At 68.5% G+C, this 19,814-nt stretch carries 19 protein-coding genes; 18 read left to right on the top strand and 1 reads right to left on the bottom strand.

Annotated features, from left to right (window positions below):
- Window positions 1–10 precede the first annotated feature (10 nt).
- Entirely contained in the window at window positions 11–352 is a 342-nt protein-coding gene (locus B9Y95_RS06120; protein ID WP_064297006.1) for an Rv2175c family DNA-binding protein, read from the top strand.
- Between the two features lie 25 nt (window positions 353–377).
- On the opposite strand, the gene B9Y95_RS06115 is transcribed toward B9Y95_RS06120, so the two are convergent.
- On the bottom strand, window positions 378–1,478 hold the full coding sequence (locus B9Y95_RS06115) for a polyprenyl synthetase family protein (protein ID WP_085510969.1): 1,101 nt from the start codon (window positions 1,476–1,478) through the stop codon (window positions 378–380).
- Between the two features lie 75 nt (window positions 1,479–1,553).
- Here B9Y95_RS06115 and B9Y95_RS06110 point away from each other — a divergent pair, with 75 nt between their 5' ends.
- The 17 genes from B9Y95_RS06110 (at window position 1,554) to B9Y95_RS06030 (ending at window position 19,696) form a co-directional block, all read left to right on the top strand.
- On the top strand, window positions 1,554–1,928 hold the full coding sequence (locus B9Y95_RS06110) for a DUF3040 domain-containing protein (protein WP_064297004.1): 375 nt from the start codon (window positions 1,554–1,556) through the stop codon (window positions 1,926–1,928).
- A gap of 314 nt (window positions 1,929–2,242) precedes the next feature.
- Window positions 2,243–2,674 (top strand): division/cell wall cluster transcriptional repressor MraZ, encoded by a 432-nt coding sequence (gene mraZ / locus B9Y95_RS06105; protein WP_064297003.1) that lies wholly within the window; start codon window positions 2,243–2,245, stop codon window positions 2,672–2,674.
- A gap of 139 nt (window positions 2,675–2,813) precedes the next feature.
- Window positions 2,814–3,767: a 16S rRNA (cytosine(1402)-N(4))-methyltransferase RsmH gene (gene rsmH, locus B9Y95_RS06100; protein ID WP_085510968.1), complete on the top strand. Its 954-nt coding sequence runs from the start codon at window positions 2,814–2,816 to the stop codon at window positions 3,765–3,767.
- Window positions 3,764–4,357: a cell division protein FtsL gene (locus tag B9Y95_RS06095; RefSeq protein WP_085510967.1), complete on the top strand. Its 594-nt coding sequence runs from the start codon at window positions 3,764–3,766 to the stop codon at window positions 4,355–4,357. The genes rsmH and B9Y95_RS06095 overlap by 4 nt, the downstream gene beginning before the upstream one ends.
- Before the next feature lie 73 nt (window positions 4,358–4,430).
- Window positions 4,431–6,203: a peptidoglycan D,D-transpeptidase FtsI family protein gene (locus B9Y95_RS06090; RefSeq protein ID WP_085510966.1), complete on the top strand. Its 1,773-nt coding sequence runs from the start codon at window positions 4,431–4,433 to the stop codon at window positions 6,201–6,203.
- A gap of 26 nt (window positions 6,204–6,229) precedes the next feature.
- A complete protein-coding gene (locus B9Y95_RS06085) occupies window positions 6,230–7,774 on the top strand; it encodes a Mur ligase family protein (RefSeq protein WP_234993978.1) in 1,545 nt (514 codons plus the stop codon).
- The gene (locus B9Y95_RS06080) at window positions 7,774–9,180 is read left to right on the top strand and encodes a UDP-N-acetylmuramoyl-tripeptide--D-alanyl-D-alanine ligase (RefSeq protein WP_085511093.1); all 1,407 of its coding nucleotides are present in this window, start codon (window positions 7,774–7,776) and stop codon (window positions 9,178–9,180) included. The genes B9Y95_RS06085 and B9Y95_RS06080 overlap by 1 nt, the downstream gene beginning before the upstream one ends.
- Complete coding sequence (gene mraY, locus B9Y95_RS06075; protein ID WP_085510964.1) at window positions 9,177–10,274, top strand: phospho-N-acetylmuramoyl-pentapeptide-transferase; 1,098 nt, start codon at window positions 9,177–9,179, stop codon at window positions 10,272–10,274. Before B9Y95_RS06080 ends, mraY begins: the two co-directional genes overlap by 4 nt.
- Window positions 10,271–11,782: a UDP-N-acetylmuramoyl-L-alanine--D-glutamate ligase gene (gene murD / locus B9Y95_RS06070; RefSeq protein WP_085510963.1), complete on the top strand. Its 1,512-nt coding sequence runs from the start codon at window positions 10,271–10,273 to the stop codon at window positions 11,780–11,782. The genes mraY and murD overlap by 4 nt, the downstream gene beginning before the upstream one ends.
- Window positions 11,760–13,064 (top strand): putative lipid II flippase FtsW, encoded by a 1,305-nt coding sequence (gene ftsW / locus B9Y95_RS06065; RefSeq protein ID WP_085510962.1) that lies wholly within the window; start codon window positions 11,760–11,762, stop codon window positions 13,062–13,064. The genes murD and ftsW overlap by 23 nt, the downstream gene beginning before the upstream one ends.
- On the top strand, window positions 13,061–14,158 hold the full coding sequence (locus tag B9Y95_RS06060) for a UDP-N-acetylglucosamine--N-acetylmuramyl-(pentapeptide) pyrophosphoryl-undecaprenol N-acetylglucosamine transferase (RefSeq protein WP_085510961.1): 1,098 nt from the start codon (window positions 13,061–13,063) through the stop codon (window positions 14,156–14,158). The genes ftsW and B9Y95_RS06060 overlap by 4 nt, the downstream gene beginning before the upstream one ends.
- 27 nt (window positions 14,159–14,185) lie before the next feature.
- Window positions 14,186–15,598: a UDP-N-acetylmuramate--L-alanine ligase gene (gene murC / locus B9Y95_RS06055; RefSeq protein WP_085510960.1), complete on the top strand. Its 1,413-nt coding sequence runs from the start codon at window positions 14,186–14,188 to the stop codon at window positions 15,596–15,598.
- 10 nt (window positions 15,599–15,608) lie between these two features.
- Entirely contained in the window at window positions 15,609–16,703 is a 1,095-nt protein-coding gene (locus tag B9Y95_RS06050; protein WP_085510959.1) for a cell division protein FtsQ/DivIB, read from the top strand.
- 159 nt (window positions 16,704–16,862) lie between these two features.
- Complete coding sequence (ftsZ, locus tag B9Y95_RS06045; RefSeq protein WP_085510958.1) at window positions 16,863–18,119, top strand: cell division protein FtsZ; 1,257 nt, start codon at window positions 16,863–16,865, stop codon at window positions 18,117–18,119.
- Window positions 18,119–18,832, top strand: a complete 714-nt coding sequence (locus B9Y95_RS06040; RefSeq protein ID WP_234993977.1) for a YggS family pyridoxal phosphate-dependent enzyme — start codon at window positions 18,119–18,121, stop codon at window positions 18,830–18,832. The genes ftsZ and B9Y95_RS06040 overlap by 1 nt, the downstream gene beginning before the upstream one ends.
- A gap of 44 nt (window positions 18,833–18,876) precedes the next feature.
- Window positions 18,877–19,392 carry a cell division protein SepF gene (locus B9Y95_RS06035; protein ID WP_064296992.1) on the top strand — a complete coding sequence of 172 codons (516 nt, stop codon included), beginning with the start codon at window positions 18,877–18,879 and terminating at the stop codon, window positions 19,390–19,392.
- 7 nt (window positions 19,393–19,399) lie between these two features.
- Complete coding sequence (locus B9Y95_RS06030) at window positions 19,400–19,696, top strand: YggT family protein (protein WP_064296991.1); 297 nt, start codon at window positions 19,400–19,402, stop codon at window positions 19,694–19,696.
- Window positions 19,697–19,814: the final 118 nt, after the last annotated feature.

Here is a 19,814-nt window from a genome sequence, read left to right as displayed (position 1 = left end):
ACTGCTGTGCGTGACTGAGCAGAATTCCGAACTCGTGTGGTTCACCCTTCCTGATCTGGCGACCGAACTCGGGCTGCCGATCCGTCGCATCCGCCAGTACCTCGAGGAGCGCGACCTCCTCGCCGTCCGACGCGACGGCGTGCTGCAGGTGCCGTCGTCGTTCATCGCGGACGGCGGGCCGGTGCACAACCTGCGCGGCACGCTCACGCTGCTGTCCGACAACGGCTTCGACGACGAGGCCGCGATGGTCTGGATGCTCGAGGACGACGACGCGATCGGGACCTCGCCGATCCAAGCCCTCCGCGAGGGACGTCGTTCCGAGGTGCGCCGGGTGGCTCAGGCGCTCGCCTGATCCCGCGCCGTCCGAGCCGGACGGCTCAGGTCTCGCGGCGTGCGACCGCGACCGCGAGGCCGCGCAAGTGTGCCCGGGCGTCATCGTTGATCGGAGCCTCGCCCAGTGCGGAGAGCGCCCGTGCGACGTGGTCTTGGATGAGCTTCTCCACCTGGTCGACGGCTCCGCTGTCGCGGATGGTCGCCTGGAGCAGGCCGATCTGGTCGTCGTCGAGGTCGGGATCCCCGAGCAGCTCGTCGAGGATGGCGCGTGCGCCCGGCTGGAGGGCCTCCCTCGTGAGCGCGATGAGGATGGTGCGCTTGCCCTCTCGGAGGTCGTCGCCACTCGGTTTGCCGGTGACGGCGGGATCGCCGTAGACGCCGAGGAGGTCGTCGCGCAGCTGGAAGGCGATGCCGAGGGGGAGACCGTACCCGCGGAGCGACGCGAGCTGCTGTTCGTTCCCGCCACCGAGGAGCGCTCCGAGCGCGAGCGGGGACTCGATGCTGTACTTGGCCGATTTGAAGATCAGGACGCGCTCGGCCCGGCGGCGCTGTTCGTCGTCGGCGGCGTCGCGCCAGGCGCGCTCCTCGAGGATGTCGAGGTACTGGCCGGCCGTGACCTCGGTCCGCATGCGGTTGAACTCGGCCCGCGCTGCGCGAGCGGCGGTGCGGTCGTCCAGCTGGTCGAGTCCGTCGTCGAGGAGTTCGTCGCTCCAGCCGAGGAGCAGGTCTCCGAGGAGCGTGGCGGCTCCGGTGCCGAAGGTGGTCGGGTCACCGTCCCATCGGCTGCGACGGTGCAACTCCGCGAAGGAGACGTGTGCCGACGGTGCACCCCGGCGTGTGTCGGAGTTGTCGATGATGTCGTCGTGGACGAGCGCTGCGGCGTGGAACAGCTCGAGTGCTCCACAGGTCGCGATGACGGTCTCGAGGCCGCCCTGACCGCTGGCGTGCCTCCCGGTCGAGACGGCCTGCCAGCCCCGGAAGCAGAACTGTGCGCGAAACCGCTTCCCACCGCTGAGAAATTCCCGGGAGAAGTCGAGGAACGGGGAGAGCTCCGGGCCGATCTGCGCGACAATGGAGCTTCGCGAGGAGAGAAAGTCGGAGAGCCCGCGGCCCACCAGGGTGGCGAGTTCATTGCTTTCGATCACGCACCTAGCCTAGTCATGCTTCGGTGGCTAGACTCGATCAACAACGTCGCGTCGTGTGACCTTGAGGGGAATCAGATGCCACTTTCAGAGCAGGAGCAACGGCTCCTCGATGAGATGGAACGCCACCTCTACCGCAGCGATGCCGATTTCGTCTCCAAGGTCAGCGCTGGCGCGGGCAAACCGAGTTACCGCGGAATCGCGCTCGGCTCCCTCATCGCGGTGGTCGGGGCGATCGGCCTCGTGCTCGGAGTCGTGATCCAGCAGCCCATCGTCGGTCTGCTCGGGTTCGCGATCATGCTCACCGGCGTGCTCGTGGCGACGAAGCCGACCCGGGCTCCACTCGAACAGCCGCGACCTCGTCAGGCTGCGCCGGCAGGCCAGAAGTCCTCGCGTCTGATGGACCGCTTCAACGACCGCTGGGACAAGCGCCAGTCGGGCGACGAGCGGTAGCGAGGCCCGATCTCCTGGTCGCTCCTCGGTCGGCCACCTGACTCCACTTCCCTCCCTCGCGGCGCCGCCGCACCACGACTCCAAACGGGGCCGATCTTCGGATCGGCCCCGTTTCGTCGTTTCCGGCCCTCCCTGACCGCCCCGGGTACGGCAAAGTCCCTCCATTTCCCTCCACCCCGCAGAGTCCTGACTTTGCGGGGTTTTTTCATGAGAAGAAGGCCCAATATGGAGGAATGTGCTGCGTTGGTGGTGCAAAGTGGAGTAAAGTGGAGTCCAACCAAGATGTTGGCCAGAACGATTGGGGGCGGGGGCGTATGTTCCTCGGTAGTCACGCCCCCAAACTCGACGAAAAAGGCCGCATCATCCTGCCGGCGAAGTTCCGCGATGAGCTCTCCGGCGGGGTCGTCATGACTCGAGGCCAGGAGCACTGCATCTACGTCTTCAGCACGCGGGAGTTCGAGGCGCTCCACGAGAAGATCCGCCAGGCTCCGGTCACCAGCAAGCAGGCTCGCGACTACCTGCGCGTGTTCCTCTCCGGAGCGAGCGCCGAGACCCCCGACAAGCAGCACCGCGTGACCATTCCGTCCAACCTCCGCCAGTACGCCGGGCTCAGCCGCGACCTCGTCGTCATCGGCGCCGGCAGCCGCGCGGAGATCTGGGACGCCGAGGCATGGGAGTCCTACCTCGCCGAACAGGAGAGCGTCTTCTCCGAGACCGCCGAGGAGGTGATCCCCGGACTCTTCTAGTGCCCTGCCCCCTGACTCCCAGCCGTCCCGCCCTGACACACTTCCCCGGTGTCAGGTCGGAGCCCGCCCTGACACACTTCCCCGGTGCCAGGTCGGAACGGATGGGGATCAGGGGTCAGGGACCGTCCGGATTACGCATATGGCCATCAACGACATCCACACCCCGGTCCTCCTCGAGCGATGCATCGAGTTGCTCGCCCCCGCCGTGTCCCACGAGGGCGCGGTCCTCATCGACGCCACGCTCGGCATGGCGGGCCACGCCGAAGCCATGCTCGAGCGGTTCCCACAGTTGACCCTCATCGGGCTCGACCGGGACCTCGACGCGCTGGACATCGCTCAGGAGCGGCTCGCGCGCTTCGGATCGCGCGCTCGGTTCGTCAAAGCCGTCTACGACGACATCGACGAGGCGGCTGAGGAGCTCGGCTTCCCACAGGTGGACGGGATCCTGTTCGACCTCGGTGTCTCCTCGCTGCAACTCGATCGGACCGAACGCGGCTTCTCGTACTCGCAGGACGCGCCCCTCGACATGCGGATGGACGCATCGAGCGAGCTGACGGCGGAGACGATCCTCGCCTCGTACGACGAAGTCGCGCTTCGGAAGATCTTCTGGGAGTACGGCGATGAGAAGTTGGCGCAGCGCTACGCACGCCGCATCGTCGAGGAACGCCAGCAGCGACCCCTGACGAGTTCCGGTCAGCTCGTCGAGCTCATCGATCGGGCCACGCCGGCGGCCGCACGTCGCACCGGCCACCCGGCCAAGCGGGTCTTCCAGGCGCTGCGCATCGAGGTCAACGCGGAGCTGTCGGTGCTCGAAGCCGCCGTGCCCCGCGCCCTCGACCTGCTGCGGGTCGGAGGCCGGATCGTGTTCCTGTCGTACCAGTCGCTGGAGGACCGGATCGTCAAGCGCGAGCTCCAGGCCCGGGCGAAGTCGACCACGCCGGCGGGGCTGCCCGTCGAACTCCCGGAGCACAGCGCGGAGCTGAAGCTCCTCGTCAAGGGCGCCGAACTCGCTACCGAGGCGGAGATCGACGAGAACCCCAGAGCGAAACCCGTGCGACTCCGCGCGGCTGAACGGCTGAGGAGGCCAGCATGAGCGGAGCGACCGCAGCACTCGATCTCGCACCCGAACGGCTCGGACGTGCTCGGCCGCAGCCGACCCGGACGGCCCCCGAACGGCAGCACATCCGCGCGGTCACGACCGGGGCGCGCTCGAAGCTCCGGCCGCGTCCGATGTACGCGGTCATCGTGGTCGGCGCGGTCGTCGCCATCGTCGTCGGCCAGCTGCTCCTCAGCGTCGGGCTGAGCCAGGGCGCGTACCAGATCCAGCAGCTCGAGGGGAAGCAGGTCGATCTCGGCCGAACCTCGGCCGCGCTGGCCGAGGACCTCGACCGCCTGGCCTCGCCGCAGTACCTCGCCGTGAACGCGCAGGCACTCGGCATGGTGGGCAATTCCCTCCCGACCTACCTCCGGCTCTCGGATGGTGCCGTGCTGGGGACGCCCACGCCGGCGTCGGCGAGCACGAGTCCGATCTTCAACGCCGCCCTCGTGCCGAACGCACAGGCTGCGACGCTCCCGCTCGTAGGCGGACAGAGCGCCGCCGCCGCGGACGGCGCGTCGAGCCAGGAAGCGGTCACGCCGCCCGTACCGTTGCAGGACGGGCTGCCGTCGCCGACCACACGATGACCGGACGGCTCACAGTGGACGACGACGCCCTGCTCGGAGGTGCGACGTCAGGAGAGGACGCGGTGCGGGAATCATGGTGAGACACACGAAGACCACGCGCCGACGCCTCGCGTTCACCATCGTCGCGGTCTCCATCGTGATGACGCTCTTCGTCCTCCGTCTGGTCGACATCCAGGTTGTCCGCGCGAGTGCCTTGAGCGCCGAATCCCTCGAGAAGACCGAGACGGGCGACACGATCCTCGCCACCCGTGGCAACATCCTCGCCTCCGACGGTTCGGTGCTCGCCGAAGCGGTCATGCGCTACAGCATGGCGGCATCCCCGAAGGACGCCGGTCCGTTCGAACGCGACGTCGACGGCGCCGAGCAGACGATCACCCTCGAGCAGGCGACGAACGAGATCGGCGCGATCATCGGCAAGCCCGGTCCGGAGGTCCTCGCGCTCATCACGGACGCCCTCGCCGCGGACAAGGACTCGCTCTACGCCCTCATCGCCAAGAAGCTCACCCTCGACCAGCTCCGAGCGCTCAAGGCACTGGAGATCCCGTGGACGACCTTCAAGGAAGAGCCCTACCGGGTGTACCCGAACGGCGCTGTCGCCGGTAACATCGTCGGCTTCGTGGGCGAGGAGGGCGAGGCCCAGGCGGGCGTCGAGCTCATGGAGGACTCCTGCCTCGCCGGTAAGGACGGACGCACGACGTACGAGAAGGGCAGCGGTGGTCTCCCGCTCCCCGGTACCACGGTGACGAAGCCGGCGAAGGACGGCGGCGACGTCGTGCTCACGCTCGACAAGGACATCCAGTGGTTCTCGCAGCAGTCGCTCGCGGCGCAGGCCGAAGCGGTCGGTGCGAGCTGGGGCGTCGTCACGGTGATGGAGGTCAAGACCGGCAAGCTCCTCGCCGTCGCCGAGTACCCGGCCGTCGACCCCGGCAACGTCAGCGCGACGCCGTCCGAGGACCGAGGCTCACGGGCCTTCGCCGCGCCGTTCGAACCGGGATCGACGTACAAGTCGCTCACCGCCGCGGCGCTCATCGACCAGGGCGTCGCGAATCCGAACTCCCAGGTGGTCGCTCCGTTCCGGTACAAGCCCTCGAACGGTGCCGACATCAACGACAGCGAGTTCCACGCGGATCTGAACCTCACCCTGTCCGGTGTCATGGTCGAATCGTCCAACACGGGGATCTCGCAGTTCGGCGAGAAGATGAGTGCCGACACCCGTTACGCCTACTTCCAGAAGTTCGGTCAGCTGCAGAAGACCGAGGTCGGCTTCCCGAGCGAGTCCGGTGGCCTCATGGCGGACCCTGCGGACTGGGACAACCAGACGGACTACGCGACCATGTTCGGTCAGGGCTTCTCGACGACCGCGATCCAGGGCGCCAGCCTGTACCAGACGATCGCGAACGGCGGTGTACGCATGCCCGTCCAACTGGTAGAGGGGTGCCGGAACGCCGACGGCACCATGACCGACGTCCCCGACGCGACCGGAACCCAGGTCGTCTCCGCCGACGCGGCGAAGCAGGTCAGCGCCATGCTCGAGATGGTCGACCAGGAGAGCTGGGTCGCCAAGAACGTCGACGTCCCCGGCTACCGGGTGGCCATGAAGACCGGTACCGCACAGCAGCCGGACGGCGACGGCGGCTACAGCTCGAGCTACCTCGTCTCGATGGCCGGTTTCGCCCCTGCAGAGGCGCCGCAGTTCGTCGTTTCGGTGAACCTGGCCGACCCGGTTAAGATGAATTCATCGGCTGCAGTCGCTCCCATCTTCCGGGATGTGACCACCCAGGTGCTGAAGAGCAGGGGAGTGCAGCCGTCCACGGAGCCGGCACCGAACCTGCCGCTCAGTTTTTGAACGACCTCATGAAGGATGGGCTCAGCGTGAACAATCAGGGCCCGATCAGCCTCAGGCCGGAACATCCGCAACAGCGGGCGCTCTCGCAGCTGGTGACCGAATTCGACCTCGACCTGCACGGCTCGGCCGACGGCGTGGAGATCAGCGGTGTCAGCCTGAGCTCCGGTGCCGTCGAGCCTGGTGACCTCTACATCGGCATGCCGGGTGTCCGCGCCCACGGTGCCGCGTACGCCGAGCAGGCGAAGGAACGCGGCGCTGTCGCGGTGCTCACGGACGACGCCGGACGAGACCTGGCCGCAGCGGCCGGCTTGCCGATCGTCGTCGTGCCCGAGCCGCGTGCCGCCCTCGGCCACCTCGCCGCCTGGGTCTATCGCACCGCCGAGGAGCCGCCGACGCTGTTCGGCGTGACCGGTACCAACGGCAAGACGAGCGTGGTCTACCTCCTGAGTGGCATGCTCGCGCAACTCGGGATCGTCTCCGGGCTGAGCTCCACTGCGGAGCGGCGCATCGGCGACCTCGCGGTGACGAGCTCGCTCACCACGCCGGAGGCCAGCGAGTTGCACGCGCTGCTTGCGCGCATGCGCGAATCCGAGGTGCGCGCTGTCGCCATCGAGGTCTCCGCCCAGGCGCTGACCAGGCACCGCGTCGACGGCATCGTCTTCGACGTCGTCGGCTTCACCAACCTCAGTCACGACCACTTCGACGACTACGGCGACTTCGACGAGTACTTCGCGGCCAAACGCGAGCTGTTCGAACCCGATCGCGCCCGACGAGGCGTCGTCACGATCGATTCCGAGTGGGGCGGCCGGCTCGTCGAGCAGAGCCGGATCCCGGTGACGACTTTGACGACCCGCCCGGAGGTCGACGCCGACTGGCGCATGACGATCCTCGAGGAGACCGCCGGTTCCACGACCTTCCGACTCGACGGCCCCGGCGACCGCGTGCTCGTGACGAGCGTGCCGCTGCTCGGCTGGTTCATGGCGGCGAACGCCGCGCTCGCGATCGTGATGCTGGTCGAGTCCGGTGTGGAGTTCGACATGATCGCCCAGGCCCTCGAGCGGGACGGTGGGATCGACGCCTACATCCCGGGGCGTGCCGAGCGGATCAGTGGCGACCGCGGTCCGGTCGTGTACATCGACTACGGGCACAGCCCCGACGCGTTCCTCAACACCCTCGCAGCCATCCGGGCCGTCACGCCGGGCCGCGTGATCATGGTGTTCGGCGCCGACGGAGACCGCGACACGACGAAGCGTCGCGACATGGGTGCGATCGCCGCCCGCGGTGCCGACATCGTGGTGGTCACCGACTTCCACCCGCGGAGCGAGGACCCGGCGTCGATCCGACGCGTGCTCCTCGAGGCCGCCCGTGAAGCTGCACCCGAGGGCGAGTTGCTCGAGGTCGCCGACCCGGCGACCGCGTTCCGCGCGGCCCTCGCGCTGGCCGGGCAAGGCGACACCATCCTCTACGCCGGACCGGGGCACGAGGACTACCACGAGGTGGCCGGTGTGAAGCTCCCGTACTCGGCGCGCGACGACTCGCGCGACGCGCTGCGTGAGGCAGGGTGGCTCTGATGATCGACCTGACCCTCAGCGAGATCGCCGCGGCGACCGACGGCCGACTGATCCCAGGCTCGGCGGACGCCGGCCTCGTCGTGTCCGGCGTCGCCGACACCGACTCCCGACTCGTCACGCCCGGCGACATCTTCGTCGCGAAGCCCGGCGAGGAGACCGACGGACACCTGTTCGCCGATGCGGCGGTCGCCAACGGCGCGGCCCTGCTGATCGTCGAACGGGAGCTGGCCGTCGCCGTGCCGCAGATCGTCGTCGAGGACTCCGTGACCGCGCTCGGTGCCCTCGCCACCGAGGTCATCACGAGGGTGCGCGCGCTCGGACGACTCCGGATCGTCGGTATCACCGGCTCCAACGGCAAGACCACGACCAAGAACCTCCTCGCCGCGGTCCTCGAGCGCGTCGGGGAGACGGTCAGCCCCAAAGCCTCCTTCAACAACGAGGTCGGAGCACCGATCACCATGCTGCGCGTGACGAACGAGACGCGGTTCCTCGTCGCTGAGATGGGTGCAAGCGGCATCGGCGAGATCGCCCGACTCATCCGCATGGCGAAGCCCGACATCGGCGTGGTCCTGAAGGTCGGACTCGCCCACGCGGGGGAGTTCGGCGGGATCGAAGCGACCGTCACGGCGAAGACCGAGATGGTGTCCGAGCTGCTCCCGGAGGACGTCGCCGTCCTCAACCTCGACGATCCACGGGTGGCGGGCATGGCCGATGCCACCCGGGCACGCGTCCTCTGGTTCGGCCTCGACGACCGCGCCACCGTTCGAGCGACCGACATCGTCGCGACGGCGTCCGGAACCGCGTTCACGCTGCACCTGCCCGATGGTTCCTGTGCGGCCGTCCGGTTCAAGGTGCTCGGTGAGCACCACGTCATGAACGCCCTCGCCGCGGCCGCAGCCGCCCACGAACTCGGTGTGGAGATCGACCTCATCGTCGACGGCCTCCAGAGCGTGAGCCGGGCGGAGCGCTGGCGGATGGAGCCCCTCGGCGGACGCGACGACGTGTCCATCATCAACGACGCCTACAACGCGAGCCCCGACTCGATGTCTGCCGCCATCCGGACCCTCGCCCAGATCGGTGCTGAACGCGGCCGGACCATCGCGGTGCTCGGTGCCATGAGCGAACTGGGCGACTGGGCGGGCGAGGAACACGACCGGATCGGGCTCCAGGTCGTCCGGCTCGGCATCGGCCGCCTCGTCGTGGTCGGCCCCGAGGCCCGCCGAATGCACATCACAGCGATCAACGAAGGGTCGTGGGACGGCGAGTCGGTGTACTTCGCGACCGCGGACGAGGCGTTCGCGTACTTGAGCGCGGAGATCGCCCCGGGCGACACCGTGCTCGTGAAATCGTCGAACGCGGCCGGGCTCCGGTTGCTGGGCGATCGACTGGGGGAGTTGTACGCATGAGAGTCCTGTTGGCTGCGGGAGCGATCTCGCTGGCGTTCTCCCTGTTCCTGACCCCGCTCTTCATCAGAGCGTTCCGCAAACTCGCCTGGGGTCAGTTCATCCGCGACGACGGACCGCAGAGTCACCACACGAAGCGCGGAACCGCGACGATGGGCGGCGTCATCATCATCGTCGGCACCCTCGTCGGCTTCTTCGCGAGCTATCTGATCTTCCAGGAGCAGGTCGGCGTCTCGGCGCTCCTCGTCCTGCTGATGATGGTCGGACTCGGCATCGTCGGGTTCATCGACGACTTCCTGAAGGTCCGCAAGAAGCAGAGCCTCGGCCTCGGTGGGTGGGCGAAGGTCTCGGGGCAGCTCATCGTCGCGACGGTGTTCGCCGCACTGGCGATCAACTTCCCGAACACCGAGGGGTTCACCCCGGCATCGACGAACATCTCGGTCATCCGCGACATCCCGATCAACTTCATGGCGATCGGCATCCCGGTGATCGGCATCCTGCTGTACATCCTCTGGACCTCGGTGATCGTGGCGGCGACGTCGAACGGCGTGAACGTGACCGACGGGCTCGACGGGCTCGCCACCGGTGCCTCGATCCTCGCGATCGGCTCGTACATCATCATCGGGTTCTGGCAGTTCAACCAGTCGTGCTTCAGCTCCTCGCTCGCCTCCGACGTGGCCTACAAGTGCTACGACGTCCGGGATCCGCTCGACCTCGCCGTGGTCGCGGCGGCGATCGTGGGCGCGCTCATCGGGTTCCTCTGGTGGAACACCTCGCCGGCACAGATCTTCATGGGTGACAGCGGTTCGTTGGCGCTCGGTGGAGCGCTCGCGGCCCTGGCCATCCTCAGCAAGACCGAGCTCCTCCTGGTGCTCGTCGGTGGGCTGTTCGTCATCGAGGCCGGTTCGGTGATCGTGCAGCGCGCCTACTTCAAGGTGACCCACGGCAAGCGCATCTTCCTCATGAGCCCCATCCACCACCACTTCGAACTCAAGGGGTGGGCCGAGGTCACCGTCGTCGTCCGCTTCTGGATCATCGGTGGTCTGCTCGTCGCTGCGGGTGTGGGTTCCTTCTACCTCGAGTGGCTGAGCCGTTGAGCGCCGAGCGCCTCGACGGACTCCTGAGCTGGCACGCCGACTGGCGCGGACTCCGGGTCGCCGTCCTAGGGCTCGGGATGACCGGGTTCTCCGTCGCTGACACGCTCACCGAGCTCGGCTCGGAGGTACTGGTCCTGGCAGGCGAAGCCGCGGACGAACGAGCCGAACTCGTCGGCGTCATCGGTGCGCGGCTCATCCAGCGGGACCTGTCGACCGTGCCGTCCGAGCTCGTGGAGTTCGCTCCGGAACTCGTCGTCGTCTCACCCGGGTTCCACCCAGACCACCCCGTCGTCGCGTGGGCGCAGACGGCCGGGGTCGCCGTCTGGGGCGACATCGAGCTCGCCTGGCGGGTCCGCGACAAGGTCGGCACCCCGGCCGAGTGGATCTGCGTCACCGGCACGAACGGCAAGACCACGACTGTTCAGCTGACGGCGTCGATGCTCGTCGAGGCGGGCTTCCGGGCGGCGCCCTGCGGCAACTTCGGCGTCCCGGTCCTGGACGCCGTCCGTGATCCGCAGGGCTTCGACTTCTTCGTCGTCGAGCTCTCGAGTTACCAGTTGCACACCCTCGGCCTGCAGGGCGGTCGGAGCATCGTCTCGCCGCTCGCCAGCGTCTGCCTGAACCTCGCCGACGACCACCTCGACTGGCACGGCTCCGCCGCGGCGTATCGGGCGGCGAAGGCCGTGGTGTACGAGAACACGAAGGTCGCGTGCGTCTACAACCGCGCTGACGCGGCGACGATGTCGATGGTCGAGGAGGCCGAGGTCGTCGACGGCGCCCGCGCCGTCGGGTTCGGCCTCGACGTCCCCGGACCGAGCGACTTCGGCGTCGTGGACGGCATCCTGGTCGACCGCGCGTTCCTCGACGACCGCCGCACGAGCGCCCTCGAGATCACGACGGTCGAAGCGCTCTCCCAGCGCGGGCTCGCCGCCCCGCACATCGTCGCCAATATCCTGGCGGCAGCGGCACTTGCTCGGGCCGCCGGCATCACGGTCGAGGCCGTGCGCGACACCCTCCTGTCGTTCGGTCTGGACGCGCACCGGATCCAGCTCATCGCGCGGAGACTCGAGGTGGACTGGATCGACGACTCGAAGGCCACCAATCCGCACGCCGCCGACGCATCGCTCGCCGCCTACCGCTCCGTGGTCTGGATCGTCGGAGGCCTGTTGAAGGGCGTCTCGATCGATCACCTGGTGGAGCGGCACGCCGACCACCTGCGCGCGGCCGTCGTGATCGGCGCCGACCGCGCGGAGGTCCTCGCGGCATTCGCGCGACACGCGCCGACGCTGACCGTCATCGAGGTCGACGCAGCGGAGACTGAACACGTCATGCCGGAGGCCGTTCGCCGGGCCGCCGAGGTCGCGCAGGCAGGGGACACCGTGCTCCTCGCTCCTGCAGCCGCCTCGATGGACCAGTTCACGGACTACGGACACCGTGGTCGCCTGTTCCAGGCCGCCGTCGAAGCAGAGCTGGGAGGTGAGGCGGATGATCGATCCGCCTCGCGCTGACCCGCGCCGCGTGCGGCCGGCGTCGTCCCGGATGACGACGGTCGCCTCAGGCAGTGGGACACCCGACGCGCCGACGTCGCCGAGAGGCATGTCGAGTGCGCGGATCTCGCTGGGCAAGGTGCTGCGTCCGGAGTCGAAGAACTACTTCCTCCTGCTGGGTGTCACCCTGTTCCTCGTCGGGCTCGGGCTCGTCATGGTGCTGTCCTCGTCCTCCGTCGAGTCCTACGAGGCCGGCGACGGGTACTTCGGGCTGTTCTGGCGCCAGGCGACGTTCGCGATGATCGGTGTTCCGCTCATGCTCATCGTGAGTCGCTTCCCGGCACGGTTCTGGAAGAAGTGGGCGTGGGCGTTCCTCCTGGTGGCCATGGGCCTGCAGCTGCTCGTCTTCACACCGCTCGGCTACGAGATCGGTGGCAACCGCAACTGGATCGAGATCGGCGGCTTCACCGCGCAGCCCTCGGAAGCGGTCAAGCTCGCGCTGGTCGTGTGGCTCGGGCTCGTGCTGACGGTCAAGCAACCGCGGCTCCTCGAGTGGAAGCACGCCCTGATCCCGGTCATCCCCTTCGCCGGTCTCTCCATCGGCCTCGTCCTGCTCGGTGGCGACCTCGGTACCGTCGTGATCATGGCCCTCATCGTGTTCTCGGCGCTGTACTTCGCCGGGGTGCGACTGCGCTACATCGCGATCCCGGTGGTCGCGGGGGCCGTGCTGTTCCTCATCATGGCCGTCACGAGCGCCAACCGCATGCAGCGCATCATGGCGTTCTTCGGCGACGGCAAGGGCGACTACGAGAACGCCGACTGGCAGTCGACCCACGGCACGTGGGCGCTGGCGAACGGTGGCCTCTGGGGTGTCGGTCTCGGCAACTCGCGCGCGAAGTACGGGTGGCTGCCGGCGATCTCGAACGACTTCATCTTCGCGGCGATCGGCGAGGAGCTGGGCCTCATCGGCGCCGTCCTCGTCCTCGGGCTGTTCGTCTTCCTCGCCGTCATGTTCATCCGGGTGATCCGCACCAGCGACGACTCCTTCGTCCGGATCACCACCGGCGCCGTCATGGCCTGGATCATCGGCCAGGCGCTCGTGAACATCGGCGTCGTCCTCGGAGTCCTGCCGGTGCTCGGCGTGCCGTTACCGCTGCTGTCCTCGGGCGGCACGGCGCTGCTCACCACCCTCGTCGCGATCGGGATCGTCCTGTCGTTCGCCCGGGAGCGCGGGCGCCCCGCGTCCCAGCAGTCCCGTCGGTCACCCGCTCGACGTCCTCAATCCTCCGGAGTCACCCGATGACCACCTACCTCCTCGCTGGCGGCGGCACCGCCGGCCATGTCAATCCGCTGTTGGCGGTGGCCGACGGACTCCGCGCCAGAGACCCTGAAGCGACGATCCTGGTGGTCGGTACGGCGGAGGGACTCGAGGCGCGACTCGTCCCGGAACGCGGCTACGAATTGCTCACGATCCCCAAACTGCCCTTCCCCCGCCGGCCGAACATCGATGCGCTCCGCTTCCCCGGTCGCCTCCGCCGGACGGTCGCAGCCGTGGTGGCGATGATCCGGGACCACCAGGTGGACGTCGTGATCGGTTTCGGCGGCTACGCGGCCGCACCGGCGTACACGGCGGCGAGGCGCGCCGGCGTCCCACTGGTCATCCACGAGGCGAACGCACGTCCGGGCCTCGCGAACCGGCTCGGCGCGAGGTACACGCCCTACGTCGGTGTCGCCTTCCACCACACGCCCATCCGCAACGCACGCTTCGTCGGCATGCCGCTGCGTCGCGAGATCGAGGAGCTGGACCGCGAGACGCTCCGGCCGGCGGCCCTCGCCGAGTTCGGCCTCGTGTCGGACCGACCGCTGCTGCTCGTCACCGGCGGTTCGCTCGGCGCGAGACGGATCAATGCGACGATGAGCCAGAGCGCCGAAGACGTCGTCGCGGCCGGTTGGCAGGTGCTCCACATCACGGGTGCGAAGAGTGAGATCTCGGATCCCGGTGTCGACCACTACCACCTGCTCGAGTACTGCTCCCGGATGGAGCTCGCCATCGCCGCAGCCGACTTCGCGGTGTCGCGTGCTGGTAGCGCCACGGTCAGCGAGCTGTGCGCGGTCGGACTCCCGGCCGTCTACGTGCCCTATCCGGTCGGCAACGGTGAGCAGCGCTTCAACGCCGCCGACGTCGTGCGGGCCGGGGGAGCGGTTATGGTAGATGACGCGCAGTTCGTGCCAGCCTGGGTGCGTGAGCACCTCGTCCCGTTGCTGAGCGATCGGCACCGGGTCGACGACCTGGCCGCCCAATCCAAGAGCGTCGGTGTCTCCGACGGCACGGCTCGCGTCATCGCCCTCATCGATGAGGCGCTCCAACCATCGGTGCAGCGCGTGCGCGGCCGGTGATCCAGTCTTCCCAGAAAGCGTGACACCGTGATCAAGCCAGACCCAACCGTCGAGATCCCCGCCGACCTCGGCGTCGTGCACTTCGTCGGCATCGGCGGCAGCGGGATGAGCGGCATCGCACGGTTGTTCGTGAGCGCCGGATCGCGCGTGACCGGCTCGGACGTGCGCGAGTCGAAGAACATCGACGCCCTGCGCGAGCTCGGCGTCCCCGTCGCCATCGGCCACGATGCACAGAACGTCGGGGACGCGGACACCCTCGTCGTGACCGGGGCGCTGTGGGCGGACAATCCCGAGTACTTGCTCGCGAAGGAACGGGGTCTGACGATCCTGCACCGGTCGCAGGCGCTCGCGTGGCTGACCTCCGGGACGCGACTCATCTCCGTCGCGGGGGCCCACGGGAAGACGACGTCGACCGGCATGATCATCACGGCGCTCCTGGAGCTCGGTGCCGATCCCAGCTTCGTCAACGGTGGCGTGATCGAGTCCCTCGGGTTGAGCTCGGCCCGCGGCACCGGAGAACTGTTCGTCGTCGAGGCGGACGAGTCCGACGGTTCGTTCCTGCTCTACGACACGGCCGTCGCGCTCATCACGAACATCGACCCCGACCACTTGGACCATTACGGTTCGCTCGAGGCGTTCGAGCAGGCGTTCGTGACCTTCGCCCAGCAGGCCCGCGAACTCGTCGTCATCTCCTCGGACGACGCCCGCTCGGTCCGGATCACCCCGGCGCTCCGAGCAGCCTCCGACGGCAAGCGGGTACTGACCTTCGGCGAGGCCGCCGACGCGGACGTCCGACTGCACGACGTCGGCTCGACCGGTCCGGTCTCCTTCCAGCTCAGCTACGAGGGCACCAGCTACGCGGCGACCCTCCGCGTGCCAGGGCGCCACAACGCCATCAACGCCGCCGGCGCATTCGCGGTCCTCGTCGGCGTCGGCTTCGACCCGGCGGACGCGCTCCGGGGTATCACCGCCTTCGGCGGTACGCAGCGTCGATTCGAGCTGCACGGTGTCGTCGACGGTGTGAGTGTCTACGACGACTACGCGCACCACCCCACCGAGGTCGCAGCCGCTCTCGCCGCAGCGCGCACGGTGGTCGGCGACGGTCGTATCATCGCTGTCCACCAGCCGCACCTGTACAGCCGGACCCGCCTGTTCGCTCAGGAGTTCGCCGACGCCCTCGAGCGGTACGCCGACCACACGGTCGTGCTCGAGGTCTACGGTGCGCGCGAGGATCCCGAGCCCGGCGTGACCGGTGCGACGGTGTCGACGCGGTTCTCCGACGCTGACCGCGTCGCGTACATCGACGACTGGCAGCGCGCCGCGGACTACACGGCGACGGTCGTGCGGCCCGGCGACTTCGTCATCACGCTCGGATGCGGCGACGTCTACCGGATCGTGCCGCAGCTCCTCGAAGCCATCGCCGGTCGCGAGTCCGTCTGATGGGCGTCCGGTGAAGCGCCCGGACGGCTTCGACCCCGCGGCCGGTCCGCGCCCCGAGCGTCAGACCCGGTCGGCGGCGTCCACACCGGTCGACCGTGCCGGCGTGACCGCTGAGCCCGTCACCGAGCAGGAGACGGACGTCATCGAGCTGGACGCTGCCCGGCTCCGGCCGAAGCGGTCGGGTGCCGGGGCACCGACCCAGCCGTCGGATTCGAAGTCGAAGGCGAAGTCGGCGTCAGCCTCATCGACGCCGGCACCATCGTCGAAGGTCGGTGCGAAACCGGCGGCGACGTCCTCCGCCTCGGCGACGGCGACCCTGGAGCGCCCGGACGAACGGGAGGACGAGACGTTCCTCACCCCGCGTGAGGCCGCCAAGCTGCGACGTCGTCACGAACGCCAGGAGATCCGTCGGTTCACGGCCCGCAAGCGCGGTCGCCACCGCGCCTGGGTGGTCGCGGCCGCGACCCTCGGCCTCCTGATCGTCGTCTCGCTCGCCGGAGCCTATTCGCCCCTGCTGGCCGTCCGGTCCATCGAGGTCGTCGGTGCGAGCCGGGTGGACCAGGCCGAGATCACCGAGGCGCTCAGCGACCAGCTGGGTCGCCCGCTCGCACTGGTCGACGCGGGAGCGGTCAAGGCGGTGCTCGTCGGATACCCGCTCATCGCGAGCTACTCCCTCGAATCCCAGCCCCCGAGCACGCTCGTCGTGCGGATCGTCGAACGCGAGCCGGTGGGCGTGTTGCAGTCCGGATCGGTGTACACCCTCGTCGACGCCGCCGGGGTCACGATCGAGCGCAGCGACCAACCGATCACCGGGTATCCCACGCTCATGGTCACCGGCGGCCCGACCTCCAAGGGCTTCGTCGCCGCGGCCGCGGTGATCCGGGCGCTCCCGACGGATCTCCGCGCCCGCGTGGCGTCGGTCTCGGCGTCGACCGCGGACGACGTCACCCTCACGCTCGTGGACTCGCCCGCCGAGGTCGTGTGGGGGAGTGCGGAGGACTCGGTCCTGAAAGCGCGGATCCTCGCGACCACGATGGCGGCCACCGACCCGTCCCAGGTGAACCAGTACGACGTGTCGTCGCCGTCCGCCGCCATCGTCCGCTGAGGAAGCGCGCCGGGATATTCCCGTCGATGTGCCGACACGCCCGGAAGCGTCCCGACACCGCAGGGGCTGGGCCCTAACGTCGTGCTCAGGACAGAAAATGCATACGCAGCATAACTTTAAACCTTAACTAGAGGTTGAGAGTTCTCACGGAGGCCTGAAGTGACTACAAACCAGAACTACCTCGCCGTCATCAAGGTCGTCGGTATCGGCGGCGGCGGCGTGAACGCGGTCAACCGCATGATCGAGCTCGGCCTCCGAGGCGTGGAGTTCATCGCCATCAACACGGACGCGCAGGCGCTGCTGATGAGCGATGCCGACGTCAAGCTCGACGTCGGCCGCGAGATCACCCGCGGCCTCGGCGCCGGCGCCGACCCCGAGGTCGGACGCCGCGCGGCGGAGGATCACGCCGAGGAGATCGAAGAGGCCATCGCCGGCGCCGACATGGTGTTCGTCACCGCCGGTGAGGGTGGCGGTACCGGAACCGGCGGCGCACCCGTCGTGGCGCGGATCGCGAAGTCGATCGGTGCGCTGACCATCGGTGTCGTCACGAAGCCGTTCGGATTCGAGGGTCGTCGCCGTCAGGCCCAGGCCGAGCTCGGCGTCGCCCGCCTGAAGGAGGAGGTCGACACGCTCATCGTCGTGCCGAACGACCGCCTGCTGGAGATCAGCGACCGCGGCATCAGCATGCTCGAGGCGTTCGCGACCGCCGACCAGGTGCTCCTCGCCGGCGTCCAGGGCATCACCGACCTCATCACCACCCCCGGCCTCATCAACCTCGACTTCGCCGACGTCAAGTCGGTCATGCAGGGGGCCGGTTCCGCCCTCATGGGTATCGGCTCCTCGCGTGGCGCTGATCGTGCCATCAAGGCGGCTGAACTCGCCGTCGCCTCCCCGCTGCTCGAAGCGAGCATCGAGGGCGCCCACGGTGTCCTGCTGTCCATTCAGGGTGGCTCGAACCTCGGCATCTTCGAGATCAACGACGCCGCCAAGCTCGTCCAGGAGGCCGTGCACCCCGAGGCGAACATCATCTTCGGAGCGGTCGTCGACGACACCCTCGGTGACGAGGTGCGTGTGACGGTCATCGCCGCCGGATTCGACGGTGGCGAGCCCCTCACCAGGACGGCGGCCTCGCCGGCCGACGCGGTCATCTCCGGCGGCGTCATGAGCACCTCGGACGAGGCGCCCAGCGCTCCCATCAGCACCTCGGCCAACACGGCCTCGGAGTCGTCCGAGCACCGCTCGGCGCCTGCTGCGGCACCGGTCGCCTCCGGTGGCGACTGGAGCTCCAGGCAGAACGCGTCCTCGCCCTTCTCCGGAGCGACGCACCGCCAGCCTGAAGCGGTCGTCGAGACCGCCGTCGTCGACCCCTCGTTCGACGACGAGGGCGAGCTGGACATCCCCGACTTCCTGAAGTAGTGGGCGGCGATACGATCACCTCGACCGGGTCGGGCTCTTCGGAGCCCGATCCGGCTCTGCTCGATCGCCTCGCCGCGATCCGAGGCCGCGTCGCAGATGCTGCCCGTGCGGCCGGTCGCACCCACGAGCCGACGCTCATCGTCGTGACGAAGTTCCATCCGGTCGCACTCGTGCAGCAGCTCGCGGCCGCGGGGGTCACCGACGTGGGGGAGAACCGACACCCGGAGGCCCGCGACAAGGCCGAGGCGGCCGCCGGACTCGGGCTGCGGTGGCACTTCATCGGCCAGTTGCAGACGAACAAGGCGAAGCAGGTGCGTCGATACGTCGACGCCGTGCACTCGGTGGACCGACCCGAACTCCTGCGCGCGCTGTCATCACCGGACCGCCTCCTCGAGGTGTTCCTCCAGGTGAACCTGACCGACGACCCGGGTCGCGGCGGTGTGGCCGGCGACGAAGCGCTGGAAGCGCTCGCCACGGAGACGCTCGAGGCCGAGGGTGTCGTCCTGCGAGGCGTCATGGCCGTCGCACCGATCGACGAGCCGCCGGCCGCCGCGTTCGCGCGGGTCGTCGCGGCGTCCGCGCGGGTGCGATCCCTCGCTCCGCAGGCCGACGGCCTGTCGATCGGGATGAGCCACGACTACGTCGAGGCGATCGAAGCGGGCGCGACACACCTACGCATCGGCACGGCAATCACCGGGAATCGTCCGGTGTGACGTTAATCTCGAAGGTGCAAGGACCGCAGATCACGGAGGAAACGATGTCGAACCCACTGAAGAAGACCATGGTGTACCTCGGGCTCGCCGACGATGATCTCGAGTACGAGCAGCAGCACGCTGCCCAGGCCGAGCCCACGCAGCAGGCCGAGCCTCGCCGGGCAGAACGTCCCGAGCGCGCAGAGCGGGTCGAGCGCGTCGAGAAGGCCGCTCCCGTGACCCCGCTGCGCAAGCCGGTCCCGGTTCGTCAGCCGGTCGCCCCGAGCTCCGACCTCAACGAGATCCTCACGGTGCACCCCAAGCAGTACCGCGACGCTCAGATCATCGCCGAGAGCTTCCGCGATGGTGTCCCGGTCATCATCAACCTCTCCCAGATGAGCGACGGCGACGCCCGACGCCTCATCGACTTCGCCAGTGGCCTCTCGCAGGGCCTCTACGGGAAGATCGAGCGAGTGACGAGCAAGGTCTTCCTGCTCTCGCCCGAGCACGTCGCCGTGTCCGGCGACAACGGGCAGGGCGCACCGGAAGCGACCGAGGCGACCTTCTTCGCTCAGTCATAATCGAGGGGTGGCTTCTCTCATCTCCGTGATCGGCACGATCCTCTATCTCGCGCTGCTCCTGTACTTCTTCGTCCTCTGGGCGCGGTTCATCCTCGACCTGGCTCGGGTACTCCGCCCGCAGTGGCGACCGTCGGGCGTCGGCCTGGTCCTCGCCGAGCTCAGTTTCACCGTCACCGACCCGCCGATCCGGTTCTTCCGCCGTGTCCTCCCGCGCGTCGCGGTCGGTCCCGTCGCGCTCGACTTCGGTTGGACGCTGACGATGCTGTGTTGCATCATCGCGATGACGCTCGTCCAGCTCCTGTAGCCGCCGACGTCGGTGCCCGCGCAGGGTTCACGACGATTGTGCGGCTACGATAGAACGCCCGTCACCTGACGGGAAGCTCCGACGCTGACAACATGTCTCACCCACTGGGTCAGACTTT

It is taken from the genome of Plantibacter flavus, from assembly GCF_900177615.1.
GTDB classification, from domain to species: domain Bacteria; phylum Actinomycetota; class Actinomycetes; order Actinomycetales; family Microbacteriaceae; genus Plantibacter; species Plantibacter flavus.
This window is presented reverse-complemented; position numbering and strand designations above follow the sequence as displayed.

Coding starts and splice junctions, on each gene's coding strand:
- B9Y95_RS06110 (WP_064297004.1), top strand. CDS start 1,554: ATGCCACTTTCAGAGCAGGAGCAACGGCTCCTCGATGAGATGGAACGC.
- mraZ (WP_064297003.1), top strand. CDS start 2,243: ATGTTCCTCGGTAGTCACGCCCCCAAACTCGACGAAAAAGGCCGCATC.
- rsmH (WP_085510968.1), top strand. CDS start 2,814: ATGGCCATCAACGACATCCACACCCCGGTCCTCCTCGAGCGATGCATC.
- B9Y95_RS06095 (WP_085510967.1), top strand. CDS start 3,764: ATGAGCGGAGCGACCGCAGCACTCGATCTCGCACCCGAACGGCTCGGA.
- B9Y95_RS06090 (WP_085510966.1), top strand. CDS start 4,431: ATGGTGAGACACACGAAGACCACGCGCCGACGCCTCGCGTTCACCATC.
- B9Y95_RS06080 (WP_085511093.1), top strand. CDS start 7,774: ATGATCGACCTGACCCTCAGCGAGATCGCCGCGGCGACCGACGGCCGA.
- mraY (WP_085510964.1), top strand. CDS start 9,177: ATGAGAGTCCTGTTGGCTGCGGGAGCGATCTCGCTGGCGTTCTCCCTG.
- ftsW (WP_085510962.1), top strand. CDS start 11,760: ATGATCGATCCGCCTCGCGCTGACCCGCGCCGCGTGCGGCCGGCGTCG.
- B9Y95_RS06060 (WP_085510961.1), top strand. CDS start 13,061: ATGACCACCTACCTCCTCGCTGGCGGCGGCACCGCCGGCCATGTCAAT.
- B9Y95_RS06035 (WP_064296992.1), top strand. CDS start 18,877: ATGTCGAACCCACTGAAGAAGACCATGGTGTACCTCGGGCTCGCCGAC.